Below are 21972 nucleotides of genomic sequence, written 5' to 3'. Positions count from 1 at the left end.
AGTCATCTGCTAGGGAAGCCACTATGCCAGACGCGGACACTCGTAAAAAACGCCTCCCCCGCCTGCTATTGAGGTTGTTGGTTGGCTTGCTGTTTATCCTCCTTATCTGGGTAGTTGGCAGCTATTGGCTGCTTAATAGCCAATGGCTACCCGAGCGCATCTCCCAATTTGAAGGCATTGATATTCGCTGGGAACAAGGCGCCAGCCAGCACCCTGGGCGCTGGGAAGTAGAGGGGCTCTATCTAGCCCGTGAAGATGACATATTCCCTATCGCGATTGAGGCTGAACGTGCCACTCTTTCGCTCTCGCTGCTCGCCCTGTTGCGTGGCGAGCTGCATATCGATGCGCTAGATGCTCACGGCATTCGTCGCCTGACCGTTGGTGACATCGCCCTTGAAGCGGAAGGTCAGCTGCAAGTAGCGAATACCACATTGAGTCGCGCTACCCTCGCAATCCCAAATGTTTCAATTGCCATCACTAATGGTCGTTTAGTTCGTCTAAGTGATCAAGCGACGTTAATTCGAGATGTTAATCTTAACGCGGTTGCGACGCTCGACAAGATAACCCCAACCGACACCGCCAGCGGCAAGCTTAATCCCAATCTTCTGGCAGCGCTTTCTGCACAACTTCAGCTGGATGCCCATGCAGATGCTTGGGATGTCTTTATGCCCTATTTAAACGCCCTGCCCTGGCTAACCCTGGAGGGGCGCGGCGCCCTAACGGGGGCGCTTAAGCTAGATGCCGGCGTTTTACATTCTGCGAGTCGTCTTATCCTGGATGCCCCAGAACTTCGCTTAACGGTGAATGAGCAGCGACTAGGGGGCCAAAGTGACTCGCCCCGCTGGCTAATTGCTGATGCGCCACCGCCGCTTCACACCGCTACCGGCAAAGGCAAGGTTCGCTTGGCGGTTAAGAATGACCAATTACATTTTTCGACGCAGCTTACCGATGTCGCATTGGCAGAAACAACACGGGTCGATACACACCCTTATGCAGCGCATGCCGAGCTACGCCTGTCCACTCAGATTCCTAATCAGCGCTTGGATCGGCTTGATCCTCCCTCGGCGGCCACCCTCGCATTACAGGGCGAGCTCACCCGGCTGGATATGCTTAATCGTTACCTGACGTTTGAACGTAGCGATACTAACAGTGAGGCGCCTGATGGCGTTAAAAACAGCATTCATCTGACCGGCCATGGCCAAATTGAGGCCTCGGCCCGCATTCGCGAATCACGCCCGTATGATGCTCAACTAAATATTCAGGCACCGGAACTGGCAGCCGATACGCTCGGCTTTATCGCGCAGGGCAGTGGTTCACTTAACGCTCTTTTGACACCCGAGGAGATCATTGAAGCAACACTCAGTTTTACCGAGGCCACGCTGCATCACCAGGATCGTCTGCTACTTGATGATGCCGATATCAACGTCGTCGCACTAAGTCCCATAGCGCCAGAAAAAGCGCACAAAGAAGCCTCCGCAACGCTTAGTTGGCAAGCAGCACGCCTACCTGATATCAGCGTGCTACAAACCTACTTGGCAGCGCTTTTACCTGCACCCGCGCCATTGCAGTTGCTTAGCGGACAAGCAGCGAGCCACGGTCAGCTCATCATGACGCCCGAGCAGCTCAGCGGGGAGGTCCATTTAACCGGAGAAGAGCTTACTACTCGCTGGCAGCATGGCAAACAAGACGGCACGCTAACCAGTGATATGCAGCTTTTTCTGCCTATCCAACAAGCGGCGATGGATGGCTCAGCGCTGACTATCAGCGGTACCCGGTTGAGCTGGCAAGCAGCGGATGTTGATCAACCTAACGAGCGTCTAGAGAGCGTATTGGTGCTAACCGACGGGCGTTTTCAGCGTCATAATGGGGTGCCTAGCGGTCAGTTTGCACTTGAAGGTAGTGTGCATCGGCTAGGCTTTTTAAATGCGTTTTTGCCTGATGCCCATGGGCTGGCCATCGCTGGCGAAGGCCAGCTCTTTGCCCAGGGTAGCTTTCGTGAAGACCGCTTGCTGGCCCCTACCCGGCTGCGTATCAATGCAGACCAGCTTGAAGTTACATTCTTAGACTATCTCGCTACCGGGCGGGGGGAGCTCACCGCCCAACTGGATAGCGCCGAGCAAGCCCAGCTCTCTCTTGGCATTCCTCGCTTTGACTTAAAGCACCAAGACGATGACAACCCACATTTGCAGGGACGCCATTTTGCTCTCACTACCCAAACGGAACGTTTTAGCGACGTGCTTACATCACCCCAGCCTGAGCACTTCACCACTCGCATTGCTTTGCCCATTACTGAAGTACCCGACTTTACTCGCTATAACCGCTACCTGCCTGAAGGTGCAGGCATCACGCTATTAGAAGGGGAAGCAAGCCTAGCCAGCGAGTGGCTATTGGAGGGTTTAAACGCCCAAGGAGAAATAACGCTGCGCGCCTTTGGTGCCGAGCTGGCGTTGCTGGATCAACAGCTTCGCGGCGATGTTCATCTCGACTTACACCTCACCGACGGAGACTTGGCAACACGCCGCTTTACTGCCGACAACTCATTTTTACGCCTTGAAAATGTCTTCCGACAAAGCGAGGACGGCACCCTGGATGCAGGCTGGTGGGTACAGCTATCTATGGACGAGTCGACATTGGCGTGGGAAGACCCTATTCGTCTGGCCAGCCAGCTACGTTTGGAGATGCGCGATACGGGATTGCTTGCCAGGCTTTTTCTAGCACGGGCCCGGGCTAACGACTGGCTCGGGCGACTACTCAATGTTCCCGACATTGCAGGCACAGCTCAACTGCAGATCAGCGGTGAGCAAATTAGCCTGCAAGACTTGAGACTCACCGGCGGCCCGCTGCTGTTACTCTCAGACGTCACGCTAGCAGAACGCAGCGCAAACGGTGCACTTTATGCACGTCTCGGCGTAGTCGGGTTAGGAGTAGAACTTGAGGATAGCGAACCAATCTTACGTGTTTTCCAGCCACGCCGATGGTTTGAACAATGGCGGGAAGCAAATCGATTACTTAGCCCCTAGGCGTCGAGCCTAGAGCTTTGTCGTTAGCGTTTTTTTCGCTGTCGGCGAATCATTCGTACCCGCTCTTTGGCCTTTTGCGGCGTAGAGAGCGGTGCCGCCGCTTCTTCATGGTTTTTAGGAGGAACCGTGACCCAGGCAAATACCGGCAACGCCAAGTGCCAATGAATAGCCGCCAACCGCAGCCCGAGTGTGACAATTAGCGAGGCGGCAATCGCTATTGTCAAAGGCGCCTCCAGCGCATGCAGCGCGACATAAACGACGCCCCCAGCCATCGCCGCCGTGGCGTAAACCTCCTCGCGCAGCACCATCGGCACTCGCTGGGCTAATACATCCCGGATCATGCCACCGGCCACACCGGTCATCATACCCATCAACACAGCCACCATGCCTGACGTGCCCAGCAACAGCGCCTTATGGGCACCAATAACGGTGAACAGCGCAAGCCCAAACGCATCAGCGATGGGCAAAAACCCACGCGACAGGCGATGGATATAGTGAAACCCCATCAACGAGACACTCACGGTGGCTAAGATGACCCAGAGATAAGTCGGATCGGTCACCCAAAACACCGGCCGAACGCCCAACACTAAATCGCGCAGTGTGCCCCCGCCAATTCCGGTCACTGATGCCAGCACCAGCATGCCGATCGGATCCATGCGCGAACGGCACGCCAAAATCACACCCGACAGTGCGAACACGATGACACCTGTCATATCCAGCCAGTAAACCACGCCCGACACTCGCTTCTCCTTGATGCTCACTATCGATAAAGGCTGGCAGGATAGCACCTCTCCCACCATGCACGGGTGCAAAATTGTTCACTTTTTAATCACCATTCTCTTAATTTGTAAGACATTGACGACACGCTTTGTAAGACATTGCCGCTAGATACCCATCTGGGGTTGTTGTCCCTGGTTAGGTCGTTATCCTGATCATTTCTCATTTAACTTGGCTACGTTTAGCGACTACTTCTGGAGGGGGCATGGCACTCAGCACCGGACTGCACTTTACTGTGACGCTACCCGGCGTTGACGAGATTGCCGTGATCGACTTCACCCACCGTGAAGCCCTCTCCCGACCCTTTGAGCTGGTACTTAACCTCGCCAGCCGAGATGGCAACCTCGATGCCGCCGCGCTTTTAGATCGCGAAGCGAACCTCACTATTTGGCAGGATGGACAGCCCCTGCGACGGATGCATGGCATTATCAGTGAGTTTGGCCGGGGCGACCGAGGTCACCGCCGTACCTTCTATTCCCTAGTGCTGCGACCCGCCCTGTGGCGGCTCTCCCTGCGCCAGAACTCACGGATTTTCCAAAAAATCGACCCGCTCACCATCATTAATACCTTGTGCGACGAACGGGGCATTACCGATGTAAGCTTTGCCGTTACCCGCGAGCCGGAGCAGCGTGAGTACTGTGTACAGCACCGCGAGACTGACCTCGCCTTTATCGAGCGTCTGGCCGCCGAAGAGGGCCTGTTCTACTTCCATGAATTTGAAGAGCACAGCCACCAGTTGGTCTTCGCAGATGACCCTCAGGTACTTGCCAGCGTTGGCGAACGGCCTTATAACAGCCGCGCCGGTGGCACCGCCCCCACCCGCCATGTACTCAAGCTTAGTCACAAAGCTAGGGTCGCTGCCGCTTCCGCCACGCTCAAAGATTACAGCTTTAAAAATCCGGCCTATGCACAGCTACACGAACACCTGGGCCGGGACGTAGAAACACATGGTCAAAACACGGACTACGAACACTTCGACTACCCCGGCCGTTATAAGCAGGATGCCTCCGGCGAGCCTTTTACCAGAATTCGATTAGAGCAGCTGCGCCGCGAGGTCATCACCGCCCAAGCCGAAAGCGACCTGCCCGAACTAGCCCCCGGTGTGCGCTTTACCCTCACCGACCACGATACCGACAGTCTCAACCGCGACTGGCAGGTCATTAGCGTCATTCACCACGGCGAGCAGCCCCAGGCGCTAGAAGAGGACGGCATGGTTGTTGGTAAAGAGCCTCAAGGCGATGCAGCTGGCATGACCCGCTACCACAACCAGGTCACGCTGACCCCTGGCGATACCCCGTGGCGCGCCACACCCAACCCCAAACCCCGCGTCGATGGCCCTCAAACCGCCTTCGTAGTAGGCCCGGAAGGCGAAGAGATTCACTGCGACGAACATGGCCGGGTCAAAGTCCAGTTCCCTTGGGATCGCTACGCCGAACCCAACGACACCGCAAGCTGCTGGGTCCGGGTGGCCCAAGGCTGGGCAGGCGGTAGCTACGGCAGTATCGCCATCCCCCGCATTGGCCACGAAGTGATCGTTTCGTTCTTAGAAGGTGACCCCGATCAACCGCTGGTCACCGGACGTACCTACCACGCCATCAACACCGCACCTTACCGGCTGCCGGAACATAAAACCCGCACCGTTATTCGCACCCAAAGCCACAAGGCCGAGGGCTTCAACGAACTGCGCTTCGAAGACGAAGCGGGCGAAGAGCAAATCTGGCTCCACGCCCAGAAAGACCTGGAACTGCTCACCCTCAATGACCGCATCTAAGAGATCCGCAACGATAGTTTCTTGAAGGTCAATAACGACCGCATCAGCGAGATCGACAACGATGATCACCACACAGTGCATGGCAACCGTTTCGAGCACACCGAAGGCCAGCAGCACCTTACGGTGCAAGGCACGCTGCATATTAAAGCAGGCCAAGCATGGCTCAGCGAAAGCGGCCGCGAACTGCATATCAAAGCAGGCCACAAGGTGGTGCTCGAAGCCGGTGACGAACTCACCCTGAACGCCGGGGGCAGCTTTCTCAAATTGGATGGCAGCGGCGTGACGATGGTTGGCCCCAAAGTGCGTATCAACGCAGGCGGCAGTCCTGGCCACGGCTCCGGCCAAGCGGTGGAAAGCCCACTGATGCCAGGGCATGCGGTGGCGGAGATGCACGAGGCCATACCGCCTACCTCATTGCCCAAGCTAAAGGATTATCAGCTCAGCGAAGCGGCTATCATGCCGCTCTGCGGCAAGATCAGTAACACCCAATGCTCGCGCGAGGATTGCCCATGCCTAGCTGGTTAAACCAACTTGCAGAACGGGGCTGTGCGGCGGATAACCTATCTGTGATAGTAACGGGGCAACGAGGATTTGTGGTACTTGACAAGCGTCGGTCGCCTGAGCAGTGCAGACCACTGCTATCACTTACCGGCAAACGTGATTTTGTCACGCTATTTGCGGGCACGCCGCTTTCCCCTCTACTGGATGCCAGCCCCTGGCTACTTGATATTGAAGTAGGCAGTGAAGCATGGCATTGCGCCGAAAAACTCTGCCAACAGCGCTTAGGATGGGTCTGCCAGCCACAGGCAGATCAAGCCCTGCATAGCATTGCAGACCACTTGCGGGCCCTTTTTGTACTGGATGACCCGCACGGCGGAAAATCACTGATCAACCTGCAACAGCCTGCCGCATGGACAGCACTACTCGCCAGCGCTCCAGCCAGTGTTTACTCACACTGGTTAAGCCCGCTAAACCGAGTCGCCATCACCACACCCCAGGGCCTGTGGTCTATTTGGAAGGCCGATACGCCAACGTCCCCTGCCCCTGGTCGCTGGCAGCTTACTGCAGATATGGAAGCCGCGTTGAAGGAGAGTCAACAGGCATGGTGGTTGAGTGAACATACAAAAGAAATGCTCTCTACCTTGCCCGATCAATGGATAAAACGCATAAGCAAATGCACCCAATATGGCATTACCAAAGGTAGACATTTAGCAAGATTGCTTCCTGCTATTCAACAAGCCGACGAGGACAGCTGGCAGCGCATTGAAGACACCTTGAGTGTCCCTCGCCTAACAGCCAAACAGCGGGTGACAGAAGTGGAGAAAATGTATGACAACCGATAGATCTGGGAGCCTACCTCCACCTCTTTTATTGCGTTCCTATGAACCTGAACCGTTTGAGGGCAGCGTTGAGCAAACCGCTGGTTCGGTCTGTGAAGATAAGTGTTGGGCTGACATCATCTATATCACAGGCACAGGCGATTTCTGGCTACTGACACAAGACGTTGCTGATGCCCTACACGAAGCCTCTGACGAATTGGCCGACTGGGTACTAACCGAAGATCCAGAACAGCGCATACGTCATTTGGCAGAAGATGCAGGCCTCATCGAGTGTTTTTTACCTGCCCGCCCGGAAAACTTCTTCAATGACAGTGAACGACAAAGCGCCAAGGAAAAGCTGGAACGTTTAGCCGAGCTGTTGAATGCGGACAAAACCGAAGAGGAGGAAGAAATCGATGCCGGCCAGCGGGTCAGTGAACACCGCCCGCTCATGGAAAATGGCTGGATGTGGATTTCTCCGCTTATTGTATCCGGCTCCTATGCCTGGGATCGGCTCACTCGTCCTGAAGAAACACGCTTGATCTCGGAACTGCATAGTCTTTATCAAACAGGCACCGATAAAGCTAAAGAGGCTGGCTACGTACTGGATGGCGGTCGCTATTACGGCGCCTGGGAAGAAGAAATAGAGAAAGCACTGGAGACTTATCGTCAATGCCGGGAGAAATTCATCCGCGAGAAGGTCTCCGTAGAAAACCCTGGAGAGTTCCTTTCCGTGAGTGAGGCGCTAACGGAATATCAAGCCTTCTTGAAAGACTGCGAATCCATGACGCCCAAAGACTCTTCCCGTTGCGAGGTTATTGGGGAGTACTTCCAGCAGTCAGCGGAGCAATTAGACGCCGATGTCTCTGCGTACCAAATGAGCATACTCACCCTGGCAACCCTAGGCGTCGCAACGCCTGAGTGGGCATTGGCCGATGTGACGACGACCAGTATGCAGGGGCGGCTCGAACCGGGTGTCAACGGTTTCGATTACTACAACCGTACGCTTAAACAAGCGGTTGATATTTTCAAAGATGTTGAGGATGAACTATCCGAATGGGCCACGGCCACGGCCCGTAGAGCTCAGCTTCCGGTGCATTTATTCGAGGAAGAGCGAACAGAGTTTCAACGTCTAACCAACCAACTAGATGCGCTTTACGAGGCCGCCGAGCAGCAGGTAGCACGCATGGTTCCCCAGCGGGTGCTTTACTGGCAGGCAGATATAGAAGACCAGCGGCATGCGCTTGGCTACGAACGACAATCCATTGATGTATTGGTGCGCAATGACTTCCCGCTAAGGGAGTTTAGCTCCCCAATGGGGCAGCGCTCTCTCAGCCATGTCAGCTTGCGGCACTTAATGCGCGACATGCCTGGTGGCGAACGCAACACACTAGACAGGCAGCTTGAGCAAGATGGCATATTGCCTGCCACCCTATGGGAAGCCCACGAAACGGCCCTATCCAGTTGGCTCGAGCAGCGGGGCTGCCAACGTCTTCAACGACAGCCTGAATGGTTTGAAGACCGACTAGGCTTCTTCTTGCCTGACCAACTTTACACAGCCATTGAAGCCGAAGGCCATAACGTCGAGTCGCTGCAAGATAGTGGGGCCAAAGCCAGCTGGAAAGACTCCCTAGAAAAAATCATTTTCACTGGCCCCAGCCGAGAAAAACTACGCCTGTTTGATGCCAGCGCCCAGGCGCAAATGCTTCGCTTGGTGGGTATGCCACATACGGAGTTAAACGAGGCATTGGGGGTTCACTTTGAAGAGCCCGTCACGCTCATTGAACGCAATGCCACGCTGGAAGTGTTTGAGCTAGAGGAAACGAAGACAGCCTCAGGGGTTAATGCCTCTATCGGCGCGAAGCAAAACAGTGAAGTGGGCACTCAGCGAAATATGGGTGGCCCTCACGATCAGCGCTGGCAAAGCACCCGTGATCCTAATGCTAGAGGAACGAAGGTCAGTGGAGGCGTGAATCATCAGCTCTCCATCAAAGGCACGTACAACCTGGCACGGGGTGAAATCAGCTTGGGGACGTTTAACTTACCCGAAGCAGCCAACGCCCAGCCCTATTATGCCGTCTTGCAAGAAAACGACGGCGAACGACGCAACTTAGGTCGTTATTCATTACAGGTAACCGCTGTCGCTAAAGGCTTCGCGGGTGCCTCACTCGCGCTTACCGCTCAAACGGGGCTTAGCTTTGACCATAAAGGCGTCAAAATAACCGGGACAGAGTGGGCCAAGCGGGAAGCTGAAGGCGGCGCACTTAAGGCATTTGCCGGCGCTACGCTGGGGGTACAGACCGCCTGCTCGTTACGCTGGAAGCCACCAATGGATATTACCCGCCAGCTACCTCAGCTGGCCGACCAGGATTGGCTAACCCTAAGCACTCAGCGAAACGACCTGGAGGCGTGGCGTTCACTGGGCAAAGCGATATTGGGGCTGGAGGCCAACGGCGGCATTGGTGCCGAATTGGGTATGCGGTTGGGCCTTCATCAAGGCAAGTTTATTGCGTATGTTCGCGCCAAACTGGTTGCCGGGGTAGGCGTTGGCGGACAACTCGCGATTGAACTAGACCCGCGGCAGCTTAATCTCTGGATGATGATGCTGAGCCAGGCTCTGCGCGACAATGACTACGGATTTGTCGATTGGGTAGATGCTGACGCCTTTGAAGGCTTTAGCCACCTCTCCTATCTGGCCACCACCACCCTGCTGGATGTTAGCCTGCTGGCCGCCCGAGGCATCGACGGTATTAAGCGCCTTTACGAGTTAATGACCCAGAGCGACCGAGCGGTGATGGTGGCTTATGCATTTGTAAACGATCCTCGGCAAAAAGAAATGTGTTCCTGGGTGCAGCATCTTCCGCCGGAAGCGCTGGGGCCGCTACTGAATACACTGATCACCTCTCCCGGTTGGTTTTTCCCTACCGTCGACATCGAAGGAGATAAAATTGATAGAGGGCGGGCAATCGATCTACAGCAAATCGCGATTGCCAAGTGTGTGGAGTGGCTGGAAGAAGGGTATTTGGACAATCGCTACAGCCGAGAGGCCGCTGAGCATCTGTTTGAACGGGCAGTGGCAAGAATGTCCCAAACGGGACAGTTTGATAGTTATTCTTCCTGGGTGGAGGCCTACTGCCATAAACGCGAAGCCTTAGAGGATTTTATGAAGCGAAACGGGGATGGTAGCGATGATGCAGTGGATGCGAAGTCACAGTATCACCAAATTGCTCGTCGATTAGGGACGGATATTGATGACTATCGTAAATATTACTCCTCTGCGCGTGGTAGCCGGGTTCGTTATCGTGAAAATTAAAAAGGTACTTTACGTTATGTTATCTAAAAAAAGTGTGCTTGCTGCGCTATTAATGTGGTCACTAAATAGCTGGGCACTGCCAGCCGATATCCAGGCCGCCAAAGATGAAGGCATGCGCTTATGGGGCCTTTCGGAATGGATAGAAATGCAGCCTTATCTAGAGCAATCCGCCGAAGCGGGTGATGTGGAATCAATGTATTACCTCGGTGAAGCCACGCGGTTGTTAAGTCGAGGGCTAACCACTGAAGCCATGGAGTGGTACTTAAAGGCCGCCGAACAAGGCGACCCTTACGCTATGTTGCGACTATTTCAAGGCGGTGCATGTATTGGGGGCGAATGCCCTGAAGACAGTGACGACTGGCGCGAAGCCGCATTAGACATCACCCTGCCCAAGGCCGAAGCGGGCGACCCGGAGGCCATGCTGGCGATGTACTACATCTACGCCAATCTCGATGCCTCACGATTGACCTTTGTTTACAATTTCCTGGGCATTCCCACCCGTGCAGGCAAATGGCTGAAACGTGCCGCCGAAGCAGGACTTCCCGAAGCCCAAACCAGATGGGGGCGCCATATCATGGGCGGCAGGGGCTGGTATTTTACGAAAAGCCGCCGCTTGGACGCCGCCGAAAGCTGGTTTAGTCGTGCGGCTGAGCAGGGTTATGTACCTGCCATGGAGCAGATGGATCGTGTCAATAGAGAGCAACAAGACTTTGAATCAAGCTGGAAATGGATGGAACAAGCATCCCTGCATGGTAGTTATGAAGGACGTTTACGAATTGGCTGGTGTTATCTTGATCCGTCTTATCCTCCCGACCAACGATGCGTAAATGATGAAGATACAGTAAGAGGTTGGGCCATATTGTATGCCTTAGATCATGAGTTAGGAGATGGTAATACAGCTAGTAGCGTTTTGAGCCGTAACGAAGATAAGCTGGATGAAGCTGAACGTCAGGAGGCAGAGGCGTTAGCTGAATCCGAATGGATAGGTCGGCAGCCACCTATATCTAAATTTCCACGCCGCTTTGGTTTCTGAGTAGAGATATGGCAAAAGCAACGCGTCTGCTATTCGTATTCTGGCTATCGTTAATGTGGTCACTTAATAGCTGGGCGCTACCCGCGGATATTCAGGCTGCCAAAGACGAAGGAATGCGTCTTTACAATATAGGGCACTCAACTGCTGCCATGCCTTACTTGCGTCAAGCGGCTGACGCTGGGGATGTAGAAGCCATGTATTACATGGGTGAGTCCGAACGGCGACAGAATATGATGGGCTTAACCACAGAAGCCATGGAATGGTATTTACAAGCTGCTGAGCATGGCGACCCCTACTCCATGCTACGCCTATTTAGCGGCGGCGCCTGTATTGTGGGAGATCGATGTCCCGAGGGAAGCGATGATTGGCAAGAAAAAGGTTGGCGCGAAGCCGCATTGGACATCACCCTGCCCAAAGCCGAAGCAGGCGACCCCGAAGCGATGTTGGCCATGTACTACATCTACGCCAATCTCGATGCCTCACGATTGAACACTGTTTACAATTTCCTGGGCATTCCCACCCGTGCAGGCAAGTGGCTAAAGCGGGCTGCTGAAGCCGGGCTTCCAGAAGCCCAAACCAGATGGGGGCGCCATATTATGAACGGACGAGGCTGGTATTTTACCAAGAGTCGAAGGCTGGCAGCTGCTGAAAGATGGCTTCGTCAAGCAGCGGAGCAAGATTACGCGCCTGCAATGAATGGCCTAGGTGGATTGCTGAGAGAGCAAGAAGCATATTCAGAAGCAATGCGATGGTTTATAGCCGCTTCTGAACAAGGTCATTTAAATGGAAGAATGCGTTTAGCTAGCTGCTACATAGAACAAGATCAAGATCCCACTTGTGAAGACATTGAGCAGGATCGTGTAAAAGGTTGGGCAATTTATTATGCTATTAACCAAGAGGCAAACAGCAGCACTTCTGAAAGAAGCCTAAGTTTGAGGCGCGATTTACTGTCAGAAGAAGAACGGCGCTTAGGGGAGGAGCTTGCAGAAGAATGGTTGAATAAAGAGCCACCGCTTTCTAACTTTCCAAGCCGCATTGGTTTCTGATTGAACGATGGCAAAAACGAACCTCTTAGCACCCACGCTATTATTTCTGCTGCTTTGGTCAATCAATAGCTGGGCGCTACCCGCCGATATCCAGGCCGCCAAAGATGAAGGCATGCGCTTATGGGGTATTTCAGAATGGATAGAAATGCAGACCTATTTGGAGCAATCCGCTGCAGCCGGTGATGTGAAATCAATGTACTACCTTGGTGAAGCCACGCGGTTGTTAAGTCGAGGGCTGACTACCGAGGCCATGGATTGGTACTTAAAGGCCGCCGAACAAGGCGATCCTTATGCAATGCTTCGCTTATTTCAAGGCGGTGCCGTCAGCGGTCACTAACAGCCCAATGACAGCATACAGATAAGGAGTGAACCGGATTCTGAATGATCCGGTTTTTTTTGTGTTCAAGTTGGCTAAATAACCGGTACTCAAGCGTTGAAGGAAACAGCATCGCCTAGGCTAATTTTTTCGCTAAACTGGCTACCACCGCTCAGAAAGTTGTGCACCATGCGGCATAAGCCATCAGTGTGTCATCGGTTAATGCAAACATCGTAGTCGTCGATCTTGCCGTAAATCAGGACATTTACCATGTTGCTTCGTGGTTGCTCTCAATGCCGTGACACTCTGCTCATGATGGCCTTTACCATCCTGATGGTGACCTCTTGGACGCTTCAAGCTAGCACGTCGCCCCAACCACTTAATCAGTGGGAATATCGCTGGGGCGACTCCCCGCCCAATGTGGATGGCACACCGGCATGGCTCTATAGCGATGCGCTTGAATGGCAATCAACGGCTTCCCCTTCCAATCCGCCAGGACGTGCTGGGCACCAACACCTTTGGTTACGCACTGTACTGCCCGAGGGTAACTGGAGCGACCCGGTACTTTACATCACCAGTATCGATCTAATCGGTCAAATCTATCTGGATGACGAACTGATATACCGACATGGCGAGTTCGATGATCAGGGTCGCGGCAACTTTGCTGGCTGGCCCTGGCATATGGTCGACTTACCTGAAAGCTTTTCTGGCAAGCCTATGTACCTGCGTATTTTCTCTTATTACACCGATATCGGCCTCTGGGGCGAAGTTAAGGTAATGGAACGTATTGATGTACTCAAACAAATTATCCGTGACTCGGCTCAGGATCTCGCCATCAGTGCAATCGTTCTATTACTGGCGATTTTAGCGACTATATTTACCCTCTTCGGCCCTGAACGACGTGGTTTCGGGTCCATTGCTCTGTTTGCGTATGCATCAGGCCTTATGTTGATTGCCGAAGCACCGGCTAGACAGTTAATCGCCAGCGATGCCTTGATGTGGGACACGCTAAGAGCTGGCAGCTACTACATGCTGCCTGTTGCGCTGGGGCTGTTACTGAGCCACTGGCTCGAAGGTTCTGCTAAACGCTGGCTATCACAAATTTGGCGTCTACACCTTGCGTATGTGATCGTCGCCATTGGCTTGGTTCAGATCGGCACTGTTAGTCTATCCATGACCTTCCCTATATTTGATGCGCTGCTAGCCGTGACATTACCGGCTATGCTGATGCTCGCGCTGCTCCGTTTTCCCAAGCTCAGTCTTGAACAACGCCTACTCGTGGTGAGTTTCACCTTTTTCGCCTCGCTGCTAATGACCGATATGCTGGTAGCGCACGGTTTTATCTCTTGGCGCCCTATTCCCCTAAGTTATGGGACACTCGCGTTCTCAATAGCTAACGCCGCGATTTTTCTATGGCACTATCGGCGCACCCAGCAGACGCTGGCAATGACAAATGAAACGCTTGAGCTACAGGTAGCTTCACGTACCGCAGAACTGGACCGCCTGGTTGATGAATTGAAGGGCCTCTCTTTTGAGGATCCGCTTACTGGCCTGCATAATCGTCGTCACTTCAATACCGTGTTCGACCATGAATGTCGCCGAGCGCAGCAGGATAACAGCCACCTATCGCTACTGATGCTGGACGTGGATCACTTTAAATTGGTTAACGATCAGTTTGGTCATGACGCAGGTGACAGCGTACTGGTGGAAATCGCCGCACGACTCCGGCAACACTTTCAGGGGGTCGGCGTTGTCTGCCGGTTCGGCGGTGAAGAATTTGTGGCGCTGTTGCCAGCAACAACCGCCGACCAATCGGCAGAACACGCCAATGCCCTTCTGAACACAGTTTCTCAACAGCCATTGATCTATCATGAGGAACCGCTGGGGCGTATCACTCTCTCCTGCGGCGTCGCCGCCTTTCCAAGCCACACCGAAGAACCACATAAACTGCTCAGGCTCGCCGACGAAGCGCTTTACCAGGCGAAGCACAGCGGCCGCAACCGCTGTGTCGTATGGGCTGAAACGCATCACGCTCAGCAGTTCACGCTGGCCCCAGCAGGTGTTTCGATCGGACTAACGACTAGGTTGAATCGGCTGCCAGGAAGTGATCAATAAACACAGCGTAATCTTGTTCGGTACAGTCGGCATAAGCCACCGCGAGCGTTGAAACGACGTCGATGAACTGAGTTTCCCGCCCTTTTAGTCGTTGACAAACGGCCTTGGCAAAGCGTGTTGAGTCACCCTGGTTAAGGGCTTGGGCACCACGCAAGTGTTCACGAGCAAGAATCTCTCCCCACTGCTGGACCAGCTTTCTATACGACTTACCTCCAGAAAGCTTATGGGTCGGCATATCTTTCTTAAACGGCGAACGCTCGCGCACCGAAAATACCTTTCCATTCATCGTCAACCAACCAAGATAGGCATCCGGATGCTCGGCGATGGCATGGAATGCCGCGGCATGGCGGATACCTTCATTGGGAAACAGCTTCCGCCACGCCTGTTGCTGCGTCTTATCCATTAGCCGGAACGCCTCTGGCGGCACCTGCTCTTTAACATCCAGGATGATATCGTCGTGTTCGTGTTCAACACCTCCTTCGATCAAGACATAGTAGCGCTCCACGCCCAGCGAACCGGTACCAGCATCCAGCCGGCGGGCCGTATCTTTCACATGAAAATGGTGAGGGTCACTCTCCTTGATAGCATGTTGCAGGGTCTGCTGATACTCCTGCTCAATCAGGCGGCGTAGCTGGCTGGCGACATCAGCAGGTAAATTAGCAAGTTTGCCGGGCCGCTCAGCGAATTGACGGCCTTTCTGATCATCAAGCGTCGTCCACTTTTCGAGCATCCGCGCACGGCTCTGCTTATCCGCCACCTTATTCATGAACGGCTTCAGCGGGCCTTTGGCGGTGTCGAGCGTCACGGCATGAATGGGTTTACCATCGATGTGATCTGCTAGCGTTTGATAATAACCTTCTATTAGCTTTTTAAGCGCTTTACCGATCGCTTTGGTGTCCAGTTCAGCGTTCTCGCGACCATCCAGTACCACGCTGATCGCCAGTCGCCACACGTCGTATTGATAATCCCCAATCAATGCATCATCAAAGTCGTCCATGCCATAGCGCACTTGGTCATCATGATGCCCATAAGCGCCAAAGTTATAGGCGTGAGCATCGCCTTGCAGCCACGTCTGCGTTTCCGGCCATCCTCCAAATAGGGCAAAGCGCCAATCGTGCCATACGTCATGCCAGTACAGGTGGTTACTGCCCCGGTAAAATCGATAAGGTGACGCGGCCATTTTGGCGTACTTGGCTTGGCGGGTTGCCGTTGGCAACGTCTTATTCGCCTGATGGGTTGCCTCGATCACCTGCTGAGGGCGGTTATGTCCAGTCAGTGCATGACTCATCGCGTTGCCTTTGTTAGTACATTGGTTCGACTTAGTAGTACGTCTATAAAAACGGTTATCTGCAAGGGTAAGCGAACAACATGAACAGATTAAGTCAGCGTTAACTATTCAGCGTTACTTTTCAGCCGTGTGACCCCGCGAGGAGCGGCGATACGAAAGAAGCGTTCAACCACTTCTGCGCTGGTAGCAGGCGTCAGCAGTGACACTGTAATAAATACTGGCAAATTGATCATCAATCCCCAGAAGCCTGCATGAATACCCATTGGGTGCGGCCAAAGGAGAGTAAATGCCGTGGTAATCAAAAACCCCACCACGATACCGGCCATTACACCCAAACGAGAAGCCCGCGGCCAGAAGAACATACCCATAAATGCGGGCAGCACCTGGGAGGCAAAGCCCAACCCCACTAGCAGAATCATCACCAGGCTACCGGGCTCCGCGATCGCCAGCGGCGCCACTATAAGGAACATGATGGGCAGGATTAACAGCCGCGCCAGCTTGCCGGTGGCTGCATCCGAGAGTTTGAACACTGGCTGAAGCACGTCTTTGCTAAACGACAGTGACACAGAGTGAATAAAGGGTTCACTCGAGGACATAGAGGCTGCCAGCGTGCCTGCGCCCAGAAGCCCGACCAGCACGACAGGCAAGTGCTGCATGGCGTATTCCAGCACTACGGTATCGGCGCGGGCGAGTTCAGGCAGCGAAAAAATACCGATGAAGCCAACCACCACCATAGGCAGAATTACTACGTAATAGGTGGGCAGCCACGTTGCGCTGCGACGAATGGTGCGCGCGGAAGAAGCGCTCATCCACTGCGTCCATACTGGCGGCATAAACGAGAACATAGAAACGATGATTGAGGTTGTCCAAAAGCTAAAGCTCATATCACCACCGGCGCCTGGCAGGGTGAGAAACTCGCTATGTTTGGTCTGGATGCGTTCGAACACCCCCGCAAAACTTAATCCACCGGTGGCGCTATGTACGGCCCACAGTCCTACCGCCCAGGCAACGATTAGCATCAGAACGCCTTGAAAGGCATTGGTGCGGCCAATCGCCCGCTGCCCGCTGGCATAGAGATACACCGCAATACAGGCCAGCACCAGCAGCACACCCAGCCAAATCGGTATTAGACCACCGCTCATCACAAACAGAATATAGGCCGAACCAATCGTTTGCAGTACAGCATAAGCAATGGAGCCAATCGCCATCACGAGCGCGGCCAGCGCCCCCAGCGCGGGGCTTTGGTACCGGTCAGCGATGGCACTTGCTTGGGTCACATGGCCAAACTGCTCGCCGAACTGCCACACTTTCGGGCCGAAGTACCAGGCGACCAACGCCAGATAGGCGAGGTAGATCGCTACATAAAATACCGCGACGCCTTTGGAATAAGCCCAACCGGGCGCACCCATAAAGGTGTAAGCGCTCACACTACCGGCGGCGATCAGCAGGTAAAGCGTCACCGGTCCCATACTGCGCCCTGCCACCCCCCACTCTTCCAGGCTGTTCATGGAACGCCCTGCCCTGGCGCGTAATCCAATCACCATCACTATGGCCACATACATCAGCGTTATCAGTAATGGCCAAGGGCTATTCATGGTCGTCGCGCTCTACAATACGATTACCAATCAGCATCACCACTACGCAGGAAAAAATCACCAGATAACTCCAGACCACCATTAACGGGAGCCCTAACACCAGCGTCGCCCTATTAACCAAGCCGATTATCGGCCACGTTCCAGCCATTACCAGCGCCACAAAAGCGATTAACAATCCCCACCCCGCACGAGAAGTGGGCAGAACGATCAAACGTCGCATGGGTGTTCCCCTTAGTAATTTGATGAGTGCTTTTAAACGCTAGCCTCTCACTTTACACACGGGTTTTCTGTTCATCACTGGCCCAACTGCCGCGCCATCACCGTAACGTGCTCTCTCCGATACTCAACGTTTTCCTCATTCTGCCAACCCAACCGTCGATAAAGTGCCTGCTGATCAGGGGTATAGAGATAGAAGCGCTCAAAACCACTCGCAGTTGCTTCGGCTTCCACCCGGCGTACCAACGTAGAGGCAATCCCCTGCCCCCGATACTCGGGCACGACAAATACTGAGGCAAGCCAGGGGCTAAGCTCGCGGCGAATACTCATATCATCGGCAATGAGGCTGGCGGTGCCAACAGGGGTTTCACCTTGCATCGCTACAAAGATGGAAGGTACGCCAGCCCGTCCACAATTGGCCTTAGTACGTTCAGTGGCTTGTTCTAGTGTTAACCCTGGGCGCAAATGGCCCCAGGCTGCAAATGTCCAGCCCGCAACTAACGGAACATTGGAATCGTCAGTGCTGAGCCGCTGGAGGATGATATCGCTTTGCATGCATGGCGCCTTATCTTATTTAGCACAGGCGAATACAGTAGCGATATATGGGTAGTCTGGCCAGCGCCGACACCTTCCGAACACGGCGCTAGCCAGCGATTTGCCGTCATTTTTTGTCAAAAAATCTCCACCAAGATATCAATCACTTGACCTTGAACGCCCCAGCCCATTTCAGACCAGGGCGGCAACACAATTAGATCATTAGGTGGACACAGGCTTCATTTGCTTAGCCAGTTCATCATCCCACTCATTGGCCCGCTTGGCCGCTGGCCTACTTTCCATGCGCTCTATGTAATGCTTGAACACCTCGTTTGACGGGATATTCCGCTGCATAGTTTCCCACCAGAGATAACTGCTAACCAATATATCTGCGGCAGTAAATTGATTGCCGCAGATATAAGTGTTTTCACTGAGTACTTTCTCAAGCGTATTGATACTGTCCTCCACTTGGCCACAGCCAACGGCCTGTGCGTTGCTGCTGTCGATTTTCCAATCGTAGGCCATTGCGCTGGTGGCCATTTCGAATGGGCCCGCCATAAAAAACAGCCAGCGATAGTAGGCTCCGCGTTCGGGAGATTGCGGGGGTGGTGAAAGCTTTTTATCCGGAACCTGATCCGCCAGGTACGCGCAGATAGCCGCTACTTCCGTCACAACCGTGTTGCCATGTTTGATGGCAGGCACCTTCCCCATGGGGTTTATGGCCAAGTAGTCCTCGGTTTTCATCTCTGAACCGAACTCTATCGCCTTCACCGAGTAGGGGATGCCTACTTCTTCCAACATCCAGCGCACAACGCGCCCGCGGGACATAGGGTGAGTGTAAAACGTAAGTTCTGACATATTAGGCTCCTTTTTCAGTCAACTTTCAGGTGAAATAAGGTACTGCCAGACCAGATTAGTTTGTTAATAGGTGAGATTCCGTCCTAAATAAACGCAACAATGCGCTTTTTTTTGCAAGACTTTAAAAACGGCATCTGGGGAAATAGCAATGTCAGGTCCCACAACACGCATGCTTGCGGTACTTGAGTTGTTGCAGGCGAATGGGCAGATGGGCGGTGCAGAGCTGGCCGAACGAATGGGCGTGGAACGGCGCACAATACGCCGTTACATTACGGCGCTGGAAGATATGGGGGTACCGATAGTGACCGAGCAGGGCCGCTACGGTGGTTATCGATTGGTGGCAGGCTTCAAGCTGCCACCAATGATGTTTACGGACGAAGAGACTTTTGCCATTTCTCTGGGCTTATTGGCCGTCAGCCAACTGGGTCTGACGAACGCAGCGCCCGCCATTGCTAGTGTACAAGCGAAGCTCGAACGAGTAATGCCAGCGAATTTAAAAAGACGCGTGCGCGGTATCAGTGAGACTACTCAGGTGATCTTACCCCGGCGTGAACCCAGCCTTGATGACCGTGCACTTGAGACGCTGACTAAAGCCACAGAAGCCATGCGAACCGTGGGGCTTACCTACCACGCCCCACAGCACGATCCGATTGAACGTCGGATCGATCCCTACGGGCTAGTTTTCCAACAAGGTCGGTGGTACGCCGTTGGTTTTTGCCATCTAAGGAGGGCCATGCGCTCATTTCGGCTGGATCGTATCAGCGGTGTTCACCTACTGGCCGACACCTTTATACGCCCCACCCGCTTCGATGCAGCCGAGTTCTTGAGCAAAAGCCTTATGTCCTGGGGGCCAACTCATGAAGTATCAATGGTGCTGCACATTGAGCATGGCACGGCCGCTTATTTTGAAAACCAATTTTTCTGTAAAGGGCACTTCGAACAGGTTAAAGGTGGAATACTGCTCAATACCCGAACCGACAGCTTCGAGTGGTTTGCCTATTGGTTGGCACAGCTCCCATTTCGATTTACCATCCTCAAGCCAGATGCTCTCAAAAGGGCACTTCGCGAACACGCAAACCGTTTACTCGCAAGTTGCGAGTGCGCTTCATCATATCCAATAGATGTGCCTTGACACTCTCTAAACCTAGGAAAAAGGAAGGCGCTATTCGCGTGGCGCCAGGATAGGACTTCTTAACCTCTTAGGTGCTAGTCTGTTAGTCAAATATCGTTGAATAAAGACTCACAAATGCAACTTTCTTTGAGACACACACACCGTCTCGCATTGGCGACAATTGCCCCGCGCGTTTTTGCCTTTTTCCATACCTTTGGGCTAACTGTATGGATATCTGTAGTAGAAGGCAGCGGCTGGACGCTGATTGTACCCGGGGTTTTACTATTGCTATGGCCCGGGGTCGCCTATGCTCTTGCGGCAAGCGCCCAGAATTCTAAGCGTGCGGAGTTCAGGAATCTCCTCTACGACAGCCTGATATTTGGTTTTTGGTGCAGCATGCTGGATTTCTACGTTTTAGCTACCATCACCATTGGGCTTGCCTGTTTGATGAACAACTTAGTGATCGGCGGGCTGCGGAAAATGCTTGTTTCAGCCGGACTTTTCATGGTCGCGGCTTTGATTGGAAGCGCCTTAACGGGATTCAATTTTCGCCCTTATGTGAGCAACAATTTAGACATCTACCAATGGGCCGGGGCAGTGGTTTATTTTCTAACCATAGGACGCGTAACGTATAGTCAGAATCGTCAGATCGGCCGCAGCATCGGTGAGATTAAGTTTCAGAACCGAGTCTTTCACGCCCTACTTGATCTAGGGACAGTCGCAAGTCACGCAACCAATATCCATACTCTGCTGGATGACTCCTTAAACCATCTACATACTCATTTCCCCGACTACGGCTTTGCTGTTTTTCTACAAGAACGGCAGCGTTCTGAAGTGACACGCTACGCGGCGGTTGCGGGGCTAAGCCCAAAGGATGAACAGCGCCTAAATCGTCTATTGGCCAGCGTTCATGAACAAAGAGTACAGCCGGACACACTGCCACAAGCAGATGAAGGCGAGAATCTATATATCGTGTCCATGGAGGGCCGTCTAAGCTTGTACGAAGGCTGGCTGATCATGAAATCTACCAACCGAGACGACGGCTTGGAGCAAATACTCTCTCTCTTTGCCGACCAACTGGCGGCCGCTACCGAAAACAAATTGCTACATTGGGAATTAAAAAAAACGGCTGAGCGTGACGGACTCACCGGGCTTTATAACCGAGGCTTCTTGGAATCCGCGTTGCAAATGAGCATTCAGGGCAAGGCACAGACGCCGAGCCTGGATTTTGCTGTACTGATGATGGACGTCGACAGACTCAAAGAAGTGAATGACCATTATGGTCACGTCGCAGGCGACCAACTAATTTCTAGCGTTGCCAAGTACCTGCAACTTCACTGCAGAGACAGCGACATACTGGCACGCTGTGGTGGCGATGAATTCGTCATTCTGTTTCCCTCTGCCGACCTGACGGCAGCCAAGCGTATGGCCAACTTGATCAGAGAAAATTTGCCTGAACAGCGCTGTACCATTGATACCGCTACCGGTGAACGTGAAGAACTGGCGCTTCATTTGAGCTTAGGGTGCGCCAGCTCCAGCGAAGTGCCTGCCCTACAGGTATTTGCTTTGGCAGACGAGCGCATGTACGAAGACAAGAGCCGGCGCCGCAAGCCAGCGGTAGATGAACTAGGTACAGCAAGCTGGACCCCCTTATAACAGT

Annotated in this window: 15 protein-coding genes and 1 pseudogene; 10 read left to right on the top strand and 6 right to left on the bottom strand. The window is 53.5% G+C overall.

What is annotated here, in order from left to right; all coding sequences use genetic code 11:
* The first annotated feature begins 23 nt into the window (after window positions 1-23).
* Window positions 24-3020, top strand: a complete 2997-nt coding sequence (locus tag ACUVOF_RS07020) for a hypothetical protein (protein ID WP_447043649.1) — start codon at window positions 24-26, stop codon at window positions 3018-3020.
* A 23-nt stretch (window positions 3021-3043) separates the two neighbouring features.
* Here ACUVOF_RS07020 and ACUVOF_RS07015 read toward each other — a convergent pair whose 3' ends face one another.
* A complete protein-coding gene (locus ACUVOF_RS07015) occupies window positions 3044-3760 on the bottom strand; it encodes a trimeric intracellular cation channel family protein (protein WP_447043648.1) in 717 nt (238 codons plus the stop codon).
* A gap of 242 nt (window positions 3761-4002) precedes the next feature.
* Between ACUVOF_RS07015 and ACUVOF_RS07010 the strand changes: the two are divergent.
* The 7 genes and pseudogenes from ACUVOF_RS07010 (at window position 4003) to ACUVOF_RS06980 (ending at window position 14710) form a co-directional block, all read left to right on the top strand.
* Window positions 4003-6093: pseudogene (locus tag ACUVOF_RS07010) on the top strand (type VI secretion system Vgr family protein).
* A complete protein-coding gene (locus ACUVOF_RS07005; protein ID WP_447043647.1) occupies window positions 6078-6911 on the top strand; it encodes a DUF4123 domain-containing protein in 834 nt (277 codons plus the stop codon). Before ACUVOF_RS07010 ends, ACUVOF_RS07005 begins: the two are co-directional and overlap by 16 nt.
* Window positions 6898-10200: a hypothetical protein gene (locus ACUVOF_RS07000; protein ID WP_447043646.1), complete on the top strand. Its 3303-nt coding sequence runs from the start codon at window positions 6898-6900 to the stop codon at window positions 10198-10200. Before ACUVOF_RS07005 ends, ACUVOF_RS07000 begins: the two co-directional genes overlap by 14 nt.
* Before the next feature lie 16 nt (window positions 10201-10216).
* Window positions 10217-11233 (top strand): tetratricopeptide repeat protein, encoded by a 1017-nt coding sequence (locus ACUVOF_RS06995; protein WP_447043645.1) that lies wholly within the window; start codon window positions 10217-10219, stop codon window positions 11231-11233.
* Between the two features lie 8 nt (window positions 11234-11241).
* Window positions 11242-12279, top strand: a complete 1038-nt coding sequence (locus ACUVOF_RS06990; protein WP_447043644.1) for a tetratricopeptide repeat protein — start codon at window positions 11242-11244, stop codon at window positions 12277-12279.
* Window positions 12280-12286: 7 nt separating this feature from the next.
* Window positions 12287-12616 carry a hypothetical protein gene (locus tag ACUVOF_RS06985; RefSeq protein ID WP_447043643.1) on the top strand — a complete coding sequence of 110 codons (330 nt, stop codon included), beginning with the start codon at window positions 12287-12289 and terminating at the stop codon, window positions 12614-12616.
* Window positions 12617-12865: 249 nt separating this feature from the next.
* Complete coding sequence (locus ACUVOF_RS06980) at window positions 12866-14710, top strand: GGDEF domain-containing protein (protein WP_447043642.1); 1845 nt, start codon at window positions 12866-12868, stop codon at window positions 14708-14710.
* Here ACUVOF_RS06980 and ACUVOF_RS06975 read toward each other — a convergent pair.
* The 5 genes from ACUVOF_RS06975 to ACUVOF_RS06955 form a co-directional block, all read right to left on the bottom strand.
* Complete coding sequence (locus tag ACUVOF_RS06975; protein WP_447043641.1) at window positions 14676-15998, bottom strand: DUF2252 domain-containing protein; 1323 nt, start codon at window positions 15996-15998, stop codon at window positions 14676-14678. The two genes, ACUVOF_RS06980 and ACUVOF_RS06975, sit on opposite strands and share 35 nt — an antisense overlap.
* 104 nt (window positions 15999-16102) lie before the next feature.
* On the bottom strand, window positions 16103-17593 hold the full coding sequence (locus ACUVOF_RS06970) for a sodium:solute symporter family protein (RefSeq protein ID WP_447043640.1): 1491 nt from the start codon (window positions 17591-17593) through the stop codon (window positions 16103-16105).
* Complete coding sequence (locus ACUVOF_RS06965; protein WP_447043639.1) at window positions 17586-17813, bottom strand: hypothetical protein; 228 nt, start codon at window positions 17811-17813, stop codon at window positions 17586-17588. Before ACUVOF_RS06965 ends, ACUVOF_RS06970 begins: the two co-directional genes overlap by 8 nt.
* Window positions 17814-17887: 74 nt before the next feature.
* Window positions 17888-18364, bottom strand: coding sequence for a GNAT family N-acetyltransferase (locus ACUVOF_RS06960; RefSeq protein ID WP_447043638.1), 477 nt, complete (start codon window positions 18362-18364; stop codon window positions 17888-17890).
* Between the two features lie 201 nt (window positions 18365-18565).
* Window positions 18566-19201 carry a glutathione S-transferase family protein gene (locus tag ACUVOF_RS06955; RefSeq protein ID WP_447043637.1) on the bottom strand — a complete coding sequence of 212 codons (636 nt, stop codon included), beginning with the start codon at window positions 19199-19201 and terminating at the stop codon, window positions 18566-18568.
* A gap of 148 nt (window positions 19202-19349) precedes the next feature.
* Between ACUVOF_RS06955 and ACUVOF_RS06950 the strand changes: the two genes are divergently transcribed.
* Both ACUVOF_RS06950 and ACUVOF_RS06945 read left to right on the top strand, forming a co-directional pair.
* Entirely contained in the window at window positions 19350-20333 is a 984-nt protein-coding gene (locus tag ACUVOF_RS06950) for a helix-turn-helix transcriptional regulator (RefSeq protein WP_447043636.1), read from the top strand.
* 114 nt (window positions 20334-20447) lie between these two features.
* Window positions 20448-21968 carry a diguanylate cyclase domain-containing protein gene (locus ACUVOF_RS06945; protein WP_447043635.1) on the top strand — a complete coding sequence of 507 codons (1521 nt, stop codon included), beginning with the start codon at window positions 20448-20450 and terminating at the stop codon, window positions 21966-21968.
* The last annotated feature ends 4 nt before the right edge of the window (window positions 21969-21972 follow it).

It is taken from the genome of Vreelandella sp. H-I2 (assembly GCF_052959335.1).
This window is presented reverse-complemented; position numbering and strand designations above follow the sequence as displayed.